This window comes from Marinobacter sp. V34, from assembly GCF_055524115.1.
In genome coordinates, this window is sequence record NZ_JBUPZY010000005.1 from 34,890 (window position 1) to 49,515 (window position 14,626).

The window sequence follows — 14,626 nt, forward strand, 5'->3', positions numbered from 1 at the left end:
TCAGTGCGTCGACGTCGAAAGCAGGGCGTTAGTCACAACAAAAACCAAGGGGAACACGTATGAAAACCACCAAAGAAAAGCATCCGCTTATACGGGGGATCAGCCTGGCACTGATGCTGGGTTCATCAGCCGCACTATCACTTCAGGTGCACGCCAAAGACGTGACCTGGGACGACATTGCCAACGACGCGGAAACCACAGAGAACGTACTTGGCTACGGCATTGGCCCCAAGGCACAGCGCTATAGCCCGATAACGACTGTTAATCGCGAAAACGTCGAACGCCTGGTTCCAGCCTGGTCGTTCTCATTCGGTGACGAAAAGCAGCGGGGCCAGGAATCCCAGGCACTGATTCACGATGGCGTTATTTATATCACCGGCTCCTATTCCAGGCTCTACGCCCTGGACGCCAAAACCGGAGACAAACTCTGGGAGTACAATCATCGGCTGCCAGAGGGCATCCGCCCGTGCTGCGACGTGGTCAACCGGGGGGCAGCCATCTTCGGCGACAAAGTATTCTTCGGCACCCTTGACGCTGGCATCGTTGCCCTGAACAAGGACACCGGCAAGGTGGCCTGGCGGGAGAAATTCGCCGACCACGAAGCGGGCTACACCATGACAGGAGCTCCAACCCTGGTAAAAGACCAGAAGTCCGGCAAGGTTCTGCTGATTCACGGGTCCTCCGGGGATGAGTTTGGCGTTGTCGGAAAATTGTTTGCACGCGACCCCGATACCGGCGAAGAAATCTGGATGCGCCCGTTCGTGGAAGGGCATTATGGCCGCCTGAATGGCGAGAAAAGCACACCTACGGGCGATCCCCGTGCACCAAGCTGGCCCGACGATCCCAATACCGAAACCGGTAAGGTCGAAGCCTGGAGCCACGGTGGCGGCGCTCCCTGGCAAAGCGCCAGTTTCGATGCCGATACCAATACCATCATCATCGGTGCCGGTAACCCCGCTCCGTGGAATACCTGGAAACGCACGTCACCCGGTGGTGATCCCGCCGACTACGATAACCTCTACACGTCCGGACAGGTGGGGGTAGACCCATCCACCGGCGAAGTAAAATGGTTCTACCAGCACACACCTAACGATGCCTGGGACTTCTCTGGTAACAACGAACTGGTTCTTTTTGAGTACGACGAAGACGGCGAAACCGTAAAAGCAACGGCCCACGCCGATCGCAACGGATTCTTCTATGTCGTTGATCGCACCAACGGCGATTTCAAGAAAGGCTTCCCATTCGTGGACAATATTACCTGGGCTGAAGGTATTGGTGAGGACGGTCGTCCGCTCGAAGTGGAAGGACAGCGCCCACCACCCGTGGCCGAAGGCGAAACCCGAGGTGAATCCATCGAAGTTTCACCACCCTTCCTCGGCGGAAAAAACTGGAACCCCATGGCCTACAGCCAGGATACCGGCCTGTTCTATGTGCCCGCCAACCACTGGAAAGAGGATTACTGGACGGAAGAAGTCACCTACAAAAAAGGCGCGGCATACCTGGGCCAGGGATTCCGCATTAAACGCATGTACGACGACCATGTCGGCATTCTCCGGGCCATGAACCCTATCACCGGCGAGATTGAATGGGAGCACAAGGAAAACATGCCCCTGTGGGCGGGTGTGCTTACCACCAAGGGTGGACTGGTTTTCACAGGCACGGGTGACGGGTTCCTCAAGGCATTTGACGCCGAAACCGGTGAAGAGCTCTGGAAATTCCAGACCGGCTCCGGAATCATTTCGTCCCCGATTACCTGGGAGATGGACGGTGAGCAGTACATCGGCGTTGCCTCGGGTTACGGCGGCGCGGTGCCATTGTGGGGCGGCGACATGGCCGAACTGACCAAGCCCATTTCTCAGGGCGGCTCATTCTGGGTGTTCAAGATGCCCTCCTGGGCACAGGCTTCCCGCTAACCAATCTCCGACCTGGGCCCGGCTTCATGCCGGGCCCCTTTTTCCAGTATCTATTGGGGAGTGACTACCATGAAATTCGCTGTTACTGCATCCATGATGGTTTTGTGTTCACAGTCTCTCGCCGGTGATTACATGGCGGGCCAGGACCTGGCCCCCACAATCAACGGCTGTGTTCTTGAGCGCCAGGCTCAATGCCCCGGAGCAGATCTTCAGGGCGCCGATCTGTCCAACATGGACCTCCGATCCGCGAACTTCAAAGGCGCCAACCTTGAGGGAGCCAATCTGAGCCATACCAGCCTCAGAAGCGCCAATCTGGATGGAGCAAATTTGGACAATGCCATTGGCTATCGTTTGCAGGCCTACCGCGCAAGCATGAGAGGAGTATCGCTGAAAAACGCAGACCTTCAGGGCATGCAGGGACAATACCTGTTCGCCCAGGGGGCCGACTTCAGCGGCGCGAATCTGACGGGGGCCAATTTCGATTTTTCGCGGTTCTCGGGAGCTTCATTACAGCGCACCAATCTCGCCTTCAGCAGTTTCGAAATCTCATGGTTGCCAAAAGCTGACCTGAACGGAGCCAACCTTCTGGGCGCCAACCTTCAGGAAGCCAAACTTGGGCTGGCTAATCTGTCCAACGCCAATCTCACCGGAACCCGGATACACTACGCGACGTTCGAGGGCACCTACATGGAGGGCTGCACGGACTGTCCTTTCGATTGGTGATGGTGGGCGGGTTCACACCCGCTGACCCTCTCCCAACTGACCGTATCGAATTAGGCCAGCGTCCACAGCCAGGTGAATCAACTCCACCGACGAAGATACCTGCAGCTTGCTTTTCAATACAGCCAAATGATTGGAAACCGTTTTATTGCTGACACAGAGGCGCCCGGCAATACCCGGGACACTCTCACCCCGGGCATACATCAGCAGAACTTCCATTTCACGCTGGGTCATATCGCGTAGGCGGTGGTCCACCGGTCTTTCCTGATTCATGGCCAGGCGTGTTGCTATCGGGTGCTCTATATAAGGTTGGCCTGCAGCCACCCGTTTGACCGCCTCTGCCAATTCCTCCGGGGCGCAACTCTTGGATACAAATCCCAGCCCACCAACGTCCAGGGCCTGACGTACCATCGGTAACTCATCATGCATGGTAAAGAACAGAATGGCGGCGCTGCGCCAGCGTTGACGAAGTCGACGACCGACTTCCAATCCCGATATGTCCGGCAGCCCCATGTCCAGCAACACCACATTCGGCTGAAGATCTGCATAACGGGCAACGGCTTCCTGCCCGGTTTCGACTTCGACAATGGCGACGGCGGGAATCATCGACCTCAACAGGTTCGCAATTCCCTGACGCACAACCTGGTGATCATCAACAATCATCAGTTTCATACGGCACCTCCTGGTGCTGACATGGATTCAGACAAAGGCACCGCAAGATGTATTCGTGTGCCCTCACCCACCCTGCTGGAAAACTGCACCTGTCCGCCGAGGCATCGCGCCCGCTCACGCATGGAGCGAACGCCCAGACCGGCCTTCTCGGGAAAGTTCTCTGCTCCGGCACCATCGTCCCGGATATCAATCCGCAGCCCATCGCTATGTTGAGCCACCGCGAGGGTTGCGCAACTGGCGCTGGCATGGCGGGAAATGTTGTTCAGCGCCTCCTGAAGGAAACGATAAAGATGCGTCTGCTGTTCACCGGTGAGTTGTGGGAGTCGGGTATCCATATCAAGGCGACACTCCAACCCGCTCAACTGTTGCCACTGTTCCGCCAGATGCCGGATGGCGCTGCCCAAGCCCAGTTGCTCCATCACCAACGGGTGCAGGTCCTGCAACAAATGACGGAAATGCTGTTGTACAGTTTCGCAATGCCCCGCCAGGTCTTTTGCCTGTTGTTTCTGCTGCTCGTTCAATTCGGGGTCGTACACCCAGCTCCGCGCCTGCGCACGGATACCGGTAAGATACTGCCCCAGATCATCATGCAAGACACGGGCGATATGCGATCGCTCCCGATCCTGTAACTGCAGCAGTTCGTTCAGCAGGTGGCTGACGGTTTTCTGTTCCTTTTCCAGCGCTGTGGCCATCTCATTGAACCGACCGGCCAGCATATCCAGCTCCCTGATACTCTGTCGTGGCAACCTGGAGGTCAGCTTCCCTCCGGCCACCGCTTCCAGGGCGCTGGCCAATGAAACCAGTGGCCGCAGCCCCTGTCTGACCATCCCGTAGAGTGCCATGAAGCACAAAACCATCCCTACTGCGTAGGAAAACGAAATCAGCAGGAAGCCTTCCCAGATTTCCTCTACCTCGTCAGCAGGATCAATCCGCCAGCCATTGACCGAAGGAAAAGACACCTGCCCTGACACCATGGACGAAAACCAGGAAGGTACATGCCCACTGTTCTCTGCCTTGCCCTCCACTGGCCTTATATGTCGAATATTCTCAACCACATTATCCGGCAGGCTTTGGGGATTACCCAGGCTTCTCGCCAGCCCCGACACGCCGATGAGTTCCCGTTGAACGTCGTACCGCGACTGCCCGATGTATAACCCAGCACCCAACAGATACACGGCAACAAACACCACCAGCATGGTCAGGGAAATTTTCCGGTAAGCCGTCATTATTGTTGTCCAGTCAGAGGCTTTGGCACCTATACAACCATGCTAAACGCCCCATTTCTCACCGGAATAGTTCTTTAGTACCGCCACTTTCCTACTTTCTGAATATTTCCGGGACTTTTTCCCTTCTCTAAGCTGGAAGTACAACAACAAACCGGAGAACTTCATGTCTCTTTTGTTCAGGACTGCAACCGCAATACTGGCAGTTATCCTCAGCGCGGCCCCGTTGAAAGCAGACGCCCTTGAGGTACGTATCGGGTATCTGCAATGGCTTCCAGATCAGGGCCCGGTACTGTCCAACGTCCTCCCGGAGCCGGAAGACGCTGGCCTGAAAGGCGCAGAGCTGGGCATGCAGGACAACAGCACCACCGGGAAGTTTCTCGGGCAAACCTACTCCCTGGACAGCAGAATTGCCGATTCGGAAGCTGAAGCAATGGCTTCCTTCGACCAACTTCGCGAGTCCGGTATCGGCCTGTTCGTGGTGAACGCTCCCGCACAGACTCTGAAGAGAATGCTCGCAAAAGCGGGCAAAGACGTGGTTCTGTTCAACGCTGGGTCGAAAGCAGACGAGCTTCGAACCAGCGAATGCAACGCCAACCTGCTTCACACCATGCCCAGCTACGCCATGCTGACTGACGCACTGGCACAGTGGCTGAACCAACGTCGCTGGCGGGAAATATTCATGATTACCGGGCCCACCGAAGCCGACAAGGGTTGGGCCGATGCCTTCCGCCGCTCGGCTAAGCGTTTTGGCCTGGAGTTTATCGAAGACAAACCATGGACGTTTGACGCCGACCTTCGCCGCACCGCCTCCAAGGAACTGCCGTTGTTTACCCAGGCCAGCGATTACGATGCCGTCGTGGTCGCTGATGTTCGAGGCGATTTCGGGGAGTACGTCCCGTTCAATACCTGGCTGCCGCGACCCGTCGTCGGCACTCAGGGGATGTCACCCGTCACCTGGCATCGGGTGGTGGAAAGCTGGGGGGCCGCTCAACTCCAGAATCGCTTCCGTGACCTGGCTGGGCGCGACATGAATGGCGAGGATTACGCCGCTTGGGCGGCCATTCGCTCCATCGGCACAGCAGTCACTGATTTAGGTGACGCAAACCCCAACGCAATTCGAAGTTTCCTGTTCAGCGATAAGTTCCAGCTTGCCGCCTTCAAGGGACGCAAGCTGACTTATCGCAATTGGAACGGCCAGCTCCGACAGCCAATTCCCCTGGTTCACCCCAGGGGGCTGGTTGCCCGAGCACCGTTTGAGGGCTTTCTGCATCCCCGCACTGAAATGGATACGCTCGGTTTCGACAAACCTGAGAGCAAGTGTCGAATTAACGGCTGACCGCTCTGGCGGACGCTTTTTAAAACAAAAAGGAGTTACATTATGAAGTCTCTGCTCAAGCACACCGCCCTGGCCGCGATCATTGGCCTGTCTACGCCGGCCATGGCCAGCCTCGCTTACGTGTCCAACGAAAAAGACAACACGCTTTCCATCATCGATACAGAGTCCATGGAGGTCGTCGACACCATTGATGTTGGCGCCCGCCCGCGGGGCATCCTGCTGTCCAAAGACCACACCAAGCTCTATATCTGTGCCAGTGACGACGACACCGTTCAGGTTCTCGATCTGGCCACCCGCAAGATCGTCGACACGCTGCCTTCTGGTGAAGACCCAGAGCAATTCTCGCTCCACCCGAACAACAAGCACCTGTACATCGCCAACGAAGACGACGCCATCGTTACGGTTGTAGATGTTACCAACAAGGATGTACTGGCCCAGATTGACGTGGGCATAGAACCGGAAGGCATGGCGGTGAGTCCCAACGGTAAATGGGCCGTGAACACCAGTGAAACCACCAGCATGCTGCATTGGATCAACACCGAGACCTTCGAGATCGAGAAGAACATTGTGGTCGGGCAACGCCCCCGCCACGTGGAATTCAGCAAAGACAGCAAGATCGCCTGGGCTTCAGCAGAAATCGGCGGCACCGTGCACATCATTGACGTGGACAACCTCGAACAGATTCACGAAATGTCCTTCAAAGTGCCGGGTGTTAACCAGGACCGGGTACAGCCCGTAGGTATCGAACTGACAAACGACGGCAAGTACGCCTTCGTAGCCCTCGGCCCGTCCAATCACGTTGCCGTCGTGGACGCACAAACCTATGAAGTGTTGGACTACCTGCTGGTGGGAAGCCGCGTCTGGCAACTGGATCTCGACAAAGACCAGAAGCACCTGTACACCACCAACGGTGTGTCCGGGGACGTTTCAGTGATCGATGTCGAAGACCTGAAGGTAATCAAGTCCATCAAGGTAGGCCGCTATCCCTGGGGCGTGGTCATTGATCCCTCTTCGTAATAGCAGCATGGCCATTGAAGCCCGCGACATCAGTTTTCGCTACGGCGACAAACCTGTGCTCAAGGAGGTTGGCTTCACGCTGACCTCTGGCCGTTTCCACGCTTTGTTGGGCCCTAACGGCGCCGGCAAGTCCACACTGTTCGGTTTGCTAACCCGGCTTCTGGCGCTCCAGCAGGGCGAACTTCTGTTGGCCGGTCAGTCTTTGAAAAAGCAACCCACCAGGGCCATGCGACAGATTGGCGTGGTGTTCCAGCAGAACGCTCTGGACCTGGACCTGACCGTTCGCCAGAACCTGCAGTATCACGCCGCGCTGCACGGATTGTCCCGCAAGGAGGCCCGATATCGTGGCGACAGGGAACTGGAACGATTCCAATTGCTGGAACGGGCGAGTGAACCGGTACGAAATCTGAACGGCGGCCACCGGCGGCGCGTGGAAATTGCCCGGGCGTTGCTGCACGAGCCATCCCTGCTTCTACTTGATGAACCCACGGTTGGCCTGGACGTGGCGAGCCGCAGGGCGCTCAACGAACATGTGCGCGCTCTGTGTGACGGAGCTGGCCTGACCGTGCTGTGGGCGACGCATCTGATTGAGGAGGTACAACAGGACGACCGCGTGTTGATCCTGCATCAGGGGCAACTGCTGGCCGACGGCTCCAGCCAGGACATCTGCGAAGCGGAAGGCACCCGGAATCTGACAGAAACGTTTCACTCGCTTACAGGGGCCGGATAGTCATGAAAGCTGCCCAATACTGGCACTGTTTTGTCGGCATCCAGACGCGGGAGTGGCTGCGGTTCTGGCAGCAGCGCACCCGCTTTGCCAGCGCCCTGGTTCGACCACTTCTGTGGCTCGTGGTGTTTGCCGCCGGCTTCCGGGCTGTGCTGGGCATTTCCATTATTCCGCCCTACCAGACCTACATCACCTACGAGACCTACATTGCCCCCGGGTTGTGCGGGATGATCATCCTGTTTAATAGCATGCAGGGGGCGCTCTCCATGGTGTATGACAGAGAGCTCGGCAGCATGCGGGTGCTGCTCATGAGCCCGCTGCCCCGGCCGTTCCTGTTGGTGACCAAGTTGCTGGCGATGGGAGTCGTGTCGGTTGGGCAGGTGTATGTGTTCCTGCTGCTGGCGTTGCTGGTGGATGTAGAGCCGCCGTTTTGGGGATATCTGGCCGTACTACCAGCCCTGATACTGACCAGCCTGATGCTGGGTGCTTTAGGCCTGCTAATCGCCACGTGGATCAAGCAACTGGAGAACTTTGCAGGGGTCATGAATTTTGTCATTTTCCCGATGTTTTTTATGTCTTCGGCGCTGTACCCGCTGTGGAAAATGAACGAAGCCAGTCCGTGGCTGTACTGGGTCTGTCAGTTCAATCCGTTCACCCACGCGGTAGAGGCGATACGATTTTCGCTGTATCTGGAATGGAATCCGGCAGCCTATGGCATTACGGCCGGCGTAACGATCGTGCTGGCCCTGCTGGCGACAGCGGGATTTCGGCCACAACGGACAAAGATACTGGGAACCAAGCCTGCCTGAGCGCGGGGCGTCCAGCAGGCTTGATACCAGGATTCATTTTTGGTGGCCTACCAACCTTCCGCTGGAATGCCATTTTCTTTTAGGTAGTCACCGTTCCGTTTTAGGTATCCCTTCGTGCGCTCTGCAAAGTCAGAAGGATCACCGGGACCCTCTGATGCCTCCATGCGCATCACTTCAATCTCATTCCCTATCTGGTTCATGATCCAGACCACCACGGTACCTCCAGGAGCCAGACCGATAACCATGGAATGCCTCGGGCCAGAGCGCTCGTCAATTTGGGTATGGTAAGAGGCAGGCTCCATCATGCGCTCCTGAAGTTCTCCTGGCACCTCAATCAGCTTGACGTAGTATTTCTGCTCGGCGAAGGAAAACCAATGCAAAAATATAAGCTCAGGGAAAGGATCAACGCTGGCCCCTTTGCCAGACGGACCCCGTTCGCCCTGCCAGCAGCAACCCACTGACCCAATCGGCTGGCGCCAACTACGCTCGCCGGTTTTTTCCAGGAACATCTCCTTCACCCACACTTCATAATGCTTTGGCGCGGCGACTCTGATGCTCCAGGGCACACCCTCCTTAACGGATGCGGCACAGCCGCTGAACAGAATGGTAAGAACAGTTATACCTGTGACTAAAATCTTGCTAATCATCATTTGCTTTTCATCTGTGGGTATACAATACGTTCGCGGGACAGCGATGGAACATGAGGGTATATACCCTCAAATTTCGATGGCAAACCCGCTATTAGTGTCTCGATACTGTTAAAGTGTGCTGAGTAATGGATATAGCGTTGGAGCAGCAGTTCTTGCTGCTCCCTGTCAAGGGAAGGAGAATCCGACCCCCCGCTAACTTGTTCCAGAATTTCTTGCAGGATAGGCTCCAGCTCTGCCGGCACCGATACAGTTTCCTCGGTAGGATCAATTTCATCTAGCGGCACTTCCTGCTTCACAGCCAGGCGATGCATCAATCTCAAGGGTATGCGCGAATACTCTCCTCGAACCTGTCTAAGCATCCTCAGCCCCAGTTCCACACGGCCGTCCGGTGCCGGATGATCATGATGACGGGTGGCGATCTCCAGGTCTGCGAACCCATCGGGACCACGTCTATTTGTCGGATCTGCCTGCTGTACAGGCAGGCAAAAGGGGCCGATCCAACCTTCCGCGACCACCTCCTGACGCAGGGCCTCAAGATTGTCCCACTGTGCTGTCTTCTCCGGCCAAAGCATCCGGCTTTTGGGCACCTGGAGCATTGGGCTGAGGAACACTTCTTCTCTCTGACTATCGCCATAACCGCCGCCAATATCAGAATGGACACCCGGGAGCGTGACCTCTTTGAAGTTCACAGGGAGGCTTCCACTGCTATCCCTAAGACTGTTAAGGGCAAAGTTCTTACGATGCTCGTTGGCCGCGGTCAGGTGCACTGCTTGGCCCACTTTGCCAGGATCTAGGTAAAGCTTAACCGGATAGTTGCGGTCATTGTGAGCCAACAGGTCACCGGCTAACGGGTTAACGATCGCAGCCACGGAGTCGAATATCCCGACAAAACGGATCTGGACATGCTCTGGCCAAAAGATACCGTTATCCTCCAGAACCTGCGCGAGTCGGCCACTCCCCCCCAAATTGATTTCGTGGGCGGCATTACGGGCCGCCGCCGCACCTCGACTGAAACCAAACAGGTCTACGGTTAGCTGGTCGATCGCTCTGCCCTGTAGGGTTTCCCTCAATAGCAACGCCAGTTGTGAAAAAGCCTCGTTTACCTGCTGGACAACACCCGCCTCGCCCATACCTGTGGCCGCCCCATACAGCACATCACTGTCACCTGTCTTCGTGCCGGCGCCGGGTGCATAAACAGAACGTCGGTAGGTAATGACACCCTCTGACTCAAGTACATTTTCCGGATAGGAGTCCCACAACTTCGCCACATTGGTAACCGCATTGCCATAACTACCCCCCATCAACATCGCCAACCGCCACTCACACTCTTCCCGACTAATATCATCGTTTTCATAGGGCATCAGGCAATCCTGCTCCAATTGCTCAGCGAACGACCGAGCATTGGCAGCATTGTTCATGGTGCCGTCGGTGAATATCCCAACTTCCAGGTGTACTTTGGGGGGAACAGCCTTTGAGGAATCGGTTTTCTCGTGGGCCAGTGCGGCCGCAGCACCCAGAGATGCCACCGAAGCAGCTGCGCCCAGTGGTAAGGTCAGGCGATGATCTTTCGACTCACTTTGCGACGCCCGTTCAGATCGCCGCCATTGACGATAATTCGCTGAGAATAATCCAACGCTTAGCCCACCGATGCCCTGAGGGTGGTACTGGCGCAACTGTTCGGGGGTAATGTTGCAGGCATTCAGCTCTGCTACGCCCTTTTGGACGGCGTAAGGTGAACTCATTCCGCTACCGGTTAACCGCCAGCGTCCTCCTGCGGGTTGGCTATCGTCTGGCAGCCAGCTCACTACGGGAGAAAGGGGCCTGCCAGACCCCGTATAAAAAAGCATTACCCTACTATCACTAACCGCCCGGCAGACCGTCTCGTCCAGATCAGGACTGTCACGGGTTCGGGCCCCGAATACCGTTTCCATGTGCGAGCGGACACTGCCATCATCTCGGATAAGACGCCGGGCCATACCGGCGGCGATAAAAGGGGATTCAATGCGCGGAAGGTGGTAGGCCTTCAGGTCCCAAACCGGGACCAAGTCCATAAAGCCCATCGTCAGCACTCCTTGTTGACGGTAAGAGACAAGCTGACCATGTTAGCCGATGTTTTCTGAAGGCAACAATTCGAATATCACGTTTCTGTTATTAAACCAGGCCAACTCCGTCGGCATCTCGCAACTTGCTTAAAAGGTCGTTGATCAAGCGCGGTTCGCCAATTGCGTCGTCCCACTGCAACTGCGCCGGATTACCATCCAGGTACCATAGACGGTTCGCAAGAATCTCGGCATCGCCCCCTTCGTGGGTCACACAAATCATGGCCATGCTGGCATTTGCATCCATGATGCCAGCAATCAATATTTTTAGTTCACCCGCCATTACCGGATCAAGCGAGGCGAAAGGTTCATCCAATAGCAACAAATCCGGTTTAATCGCCAGACAACGAGCAAGAGCAGCTCGCCGAGCCATGCCAAGGGAAAGCTGATCTGGCAAGTAATGACCGTATCCGGCAAGGCCAACCTGACCAAGGACGTATTCAGCCGCCTCATCACTCGCACCCACAAGCTGGAGGTTGGCATTCAGGGTCCGCCAGGGCAGCAATCGGTGTTCCTGGAACAGGTAGCCAATCCGCAGTGTGTTACGGCCAATAATTGCAGCCGGCGGGAGCGCTTTGTCGAGCCCGGCGATGGCGTTCAACAGGGTGGTTTTGCCAATTCCAGACGGCCCCAACAGGCAGATACGGTCGCCCCGCTCAATGGTGGCGAAGACCTCGCCCAATACGGGTTTGCCAAAACTGCGCCCGGTGATTCGTAGCTCAAGCATGGGCGACATCCGGCTGGCGCCAGCGGCTGGAGCGGCGTTCGAGGGGCTGCAGGATGGCCAGCTCGATGAGTTGCACAACGGCGATAAAAGCCAGGCTGTAGGCAAGGATGGCAGCTACATCGAACACCTGGAAGGCCATGTGCAACTGGAAACCGACACCACTGGAGCGACCCAGCAGTTCGACCACCAGCACGATTTTCCAGATCAGTGCCAGGCCACCACGCGTCGCCGCCATCAGATAGGGAAACAGTTGTGGCACCCAGACCTCGCGGAACCGCTGCCAACGGGTGAATTCGTAGACGGTGGCCATTTCCTCAAGCCGGTAGTCCAGGCTTCGGGCCCCTTCCCGAACCGTCACCGCCACATTGGGGACCTTGTTGATCACCACCGCTGTCACCGCTGCCACTTCCACGAGGCCAAACCAGACGTACATCAGGATGATGGTTACCAGCGCCGGCAGATTAAGAAACAGAACCAGCAAGGGATCGAACAGGGCATTGGTGGTTTGGGAGCGCCCCATAGCGATGCCAATCCCGGTACCGAGCAGCATGGCCAGCGCAAAGGCTACTACCACACGCCCAAGGGTGGCACCCAGATGGTGCCATAGGGTTCCAGATGCGGATTCCTGCATCAGGGTATCAAGAACGTCGAGGGGTGTTGGCAGCAAGGGGGACTTGATCAACCAGGCCAACATCGCCCAAAAAAGAACGAACGAAGGCAACACCACCCAGTAACTCCAGGCCGGAGGCCGGCCCGATAACGCCCTCACAGCTGGCTCCGGAGGAACAGGTTAGCGGGCATCAGGCTACCAGGGTCGCCCCCGGTGAGCGCCAGCAGGCGATGCAGGTCAGCAATGCGCTGGTCCGTCAGCGGTAAAGGTGTGCCTGCCACAAACCCTTTCCGAAGTGCGTAAAACACACCGTCGCCCGGGTTTCCCATCAGTGGCCTCAGCCGCTGCCAGAACGATTCACTCTCCGACAGTTCCTTTTTTGCCTGCCGCAATGAGGCCGCAAACCGATCCACCAATGCGCGATGGTCTTCGGCCCAATCAGCGGCAAACACATAGCCCAGAACCGGTAAATTGCGATTCAGGTTGATGGCAGCGAGAAGGTCCGACATGCTGAACGCCGAACGCCAGCCACCCTCACCTCTCAGGCGCGCCGCGAAATGCCAATAGGTAATGATGACATCCACCTGGCCCCGCCTCAGGGCTTGGCTCAGCAGCGGTGGGGCGGCGAACTGCACCTCAGCGGACTCAGCAATATCCATCCCTTGCTGTTCAGCCACCTTTTGCAGCAATACCCAGCCCTTGCTGTCCGGCCCGCCTGCAACCCCGATACGCTTGCCGACAAGATCAGCCACAGCGCTTATATCGGAGCCTTCATCCACCACGATGTCGCCAATCTGGGATGAGAACGGTACATAAAGGTAGGGCACCCCGTCCTCGAAACGCGCCTGCGCCCATAGCAGGTCGGCTACAGCCCCGTTTACGGACCCACTGGTGACCGCCAGGCGGGAAGCTGGCAGGTTGGCCACCAGGGTGAGGTCCAACCGGTAGCCGTTTTTCCGGTCCAGCCCACGGTGGACGATATGATCCAACTCCCAGTGAGCGGTGCCAAACTGCAACACACTGACGGACAACCTCGGCACAGCCATTTTATCGTTGGCGTGAGCCCCGCCCGAGAACATAAAACTGAACAACAGTACTGCGACAACCATCCACAACGGTCGGATAATGGCAGAGAGGCGTGCAAGATTTGGCGTTGTCAGTGTGTGTTGGCTCATCCCTCCACGATACGAAGGCCGCCAGCCGGCAAGAATAGTACTTTGGTGCCTGTTTTTTGGTGCGATGGTCGCATTCAACCCAGGGCACGGATAGCGTGTAATGCCATCATCACAATAATAAACAGAGGATCGCACCCGACATGGAGATCCCCTGTCCCAGGAGGCCGCCATGCTGAATGAGCCCGATGCCGCACTCTCTCCCGAAAAGCGCTATGATGTTTCGGAAACCATCCCTGATAATGACAACAAACCGGTGGATCCACCCATGGAGCCAACCTACAAAATATTGATCGCCGATGACCACCCGCTGTTTCGTGAGGCCATCAGTAGCGTGATATCCACAGGTTTTACCGGCAGTAGAATCATTGAAACCGCCGACCTGGACAGCGCCCTGGACATTACCCGCGAAAACGATGACCTGGACCTGATCCTGCTGGATCTGAACATGCCGGGAATGCACGGTTTGAACGGTCTGATTACACTGCGGAATGAGGCACCGACCATCCCCGTGGTCATTGTATCGGCGGAGGAAGACAAGCAGGTGGTGCTGCAGGCCATCACCTACGGTGCTTGCGGTTTCATCACCAAGTCCTCTCCCCGCGCCCAGATGACGGATGCCATCCAGCAGATCCTCAACGGCAATGTCTACCTGCCTTCAGACATCATTCGAACCGGCAAGGAACACACCCATCGCCGTAGCCGGCATGAGGACAACCCGATTTCACCAGAGCTGCTGAACTCCCTGACCCGCCGTCAGTTGCTGGTACTGGAGCGCATGTCCAAAGGTGAATCCAATAAGCAGATTGCGTACAACCTGAACATTGCAGAGACCACGGTTAAAGCCCATGTCTCGGCGATCCTTCGTAAACTGGGGGTTCACAACCGGGTACAGGCGATTCTGTCCGCCAGCGATGTGGACTTCAGTCAGTATCTGAAGAGGTAAGA

General features: G+C 56.7%; 14 protein-coding genes. 7 read left to right on the forward strand and 7 right to left on the reverse strand.

The window, feature by feature from the left end; translation table 11 throughout:
• Positions 1-59: 59 nt before the first annotated feature.
• Both AC0B60_RS09820 and AC0B60_RS09825 read left to right on the forward strand, forming a co-directional pair.
• Positions 60-1,913, forward strand: a complete 1,854-nt coding sequence (locus AC0B60_RS09820; protein ID WP_465085638.1) for a methanol/ethanol family PQQ-dependent dehydrogenase — start codon at positions 60-62, stop codon at positions 1,911-1,913.
• A 69-nt stretch (positions 1,914-1,982) separates the two neighbouring features.
• Positions 1,983-2,636: a pentapeptide repeat-containing protein gene (locus tag AC0B60_RS09825; protein ID WP_465085639.1), complete on the forward strand. Its 654-nt coding sequence runs from the start codon at positions 1,983-1,985 to the stop codon at positions 2,634-2,636.
• 12 nt (positions 2,637-2,648) lie between these two features.
• On the opposite strand, the gene AC0B60_RS09830 is transcribed toward AC0B60_RS09825, so the two are convergent.
• The gene (locus AC0B60_RS09830; RefSeq protein ID WP_465085640.1) at positions 2,649-3,305 is read right to left on the reverse strand and encodes a response regulator; all 657 of its coding nucleotides are present in this window, start codon (positions 3,303-3,305) and stop codon (positions 2,649-2,651) included.
• Positions 3,302-4,531, reverse strand: coding sequence for a sensor histidine kinase (locus tag AC0B60_RS09835; protein WP_465085641.1), 1,230 nt, complete (start codon positions 4,529-4,531; stop codon positions 3,302-3,304). Before AC0B60_RS09835 ends, AC0B60_RS09830 begins: the two co-directional genes overlap by 4 nt.
• Before the next feature lie 163 nt (positions 4,532-4,694).
• On the opposite strand from AC0B60_RS09835, the gene AC0B60_RS09840 reads away from it, so the two are divergent.
• From AC0B60_RS09840 to AC0B60_RS09855, 4 genes are read left to right on the forward strand one after another with little or no spacing between them, the layout of a single operon-like run.
• Entirely contained in the window at positions 4,695-5,867 is a 1,173-nt protein-coding gene (locus tag AC0B60_RS09840) for an ABC transporter substrate-binding protein (RefSeq protein WP_465085642.1), read from the forward strand.
• A 42-nt stretch (positions 5,868-5,909) separates the two neighbouring features.
• Entirely contained in the window at positions 5,910-6,884 is a 975-nt protein-coding gene (locus AC0B60_RS09845; RefSeq protein ID WP_465085643.1) for a YVTN family beta-propeller repeat protein, read from the forward strand.
• A 7-nt stretch (positions 6,885-6,891) separates the two neighbouring features.
• Positions 6,892-7,614 carry an ABC transporter ATP-binding protein gene (locus AC0B60_RS09850; RefSeq protein WP_465085860.1) on the forward strand — a complete coding sequence of 241 codons (723 nt, stop codon included), beginning with the start codon at positions 6,892-6,894 and terminating at the stop codon, positions 7,612-7,614.
• A 2-nt stretch (positions 7,615-7,616) separates the two neighbouring features.
• Complete coding sequence (locus AC0B60_RS09855; RefSeq protein ID WP_465085644.1) at positions 7,617-8,420, forward strand: ABC transporter permease; 804 nt, start codon at positions 7,617-7,619, stop codon at positions 8,418-8,420.
• 47 nt (positions 8,421-8,467) lie between these two features.
• On the opposite strand, the gene AC0B60_RS09860 is transcribed toward AC0B60_RS09855, so the two are convergent.
• From AC0B60_RS09860 to AC0B60_RS09880, 5 genes are all read right to left on the reverse strand, one after another.
• Positions 8,468-9,070 (reverse strand): DUF2931 family protein, encoded by a 603-nt coding sequence (locus tag AC0B60_RS09860; RefSeq protein WP_465085645.1) that lies wholly within the window; start codon positions 9,068-9,070, stop codon positions 8,468-8,470.
• Positions 9,067-10,812, reverse strand: a complete 1,746-nt coding sequence (locus AC0B60_RS09865) for a T6SS phospholipase effector Tle1-like catalytic domain-containing protein (RefSeq protein WP_465085646.1) — start codon at positions 10,810-10,812, stop codon at positions 9,067-9,069. The genes AC0B60_RS09860 and AC0B60_RS09865 overlap by 4 nt, the downstream gene beginning before the upstream one ends.
• Before the next feature lie 409 nt (positions 10,813-11,221).
• Complete coding sequence (locus tag AC0B60_RS09870; protein ID WP_465085647.1) at positions 11,222-11,896, reverse strand: ATP-binding cassette domain-containing protein; 675 nt, start codon at positions 11,894-11,896, stop codon at positions 11,222-11,224.
• Positions 11,889-12,590: an ABC transporter permease gene (locus tag AC0B60_RS09875; RefSeq protein WP_465085861.1), complete on the reverse strand. Its 702-nt coding sequence runs from the start codon at positions 12,588-12,590 to the stop codon at positions 11,889-11,891. The genes AC0B60_RS09870 and AC0B60_RS09875 overlap by 8 nt, the downstream gene beginning before the upstream one ends.
• A 71-nt stretch (positions 12,591-12,661) precedes the next feature.
• Positions 12,662-13,681, reverse strand: a complete 1,020-nt coding sequence (locus AC0B60_RS09880) for an ABC transporter substrate-binding protein (RefSeq protein WP_465085648.1) — start codon at positions 13,679-13,681, stop codon at positions 12,662-12,664.
• 265 nt (positions 13,682-13,946) lie between these two features.
• On the opposite strand from AC0B60_RS09880, the gene AC0B60_RS09885 reads away from it, so the two are divergent.
• Positions 13,947-14,624 (forward strand): response regulator, encoded by a 678-nt coding sequence (locus AC0B60_RS09885; RefSeq protein ID WP_465085862.1) that lies wholly within the window; start codon positions 13,947-13,949, stop codon positions 14,622-14,624.
• The last annotated feature ends 2 nt before the right edge of the window (positions 14,625-14,626 follow it).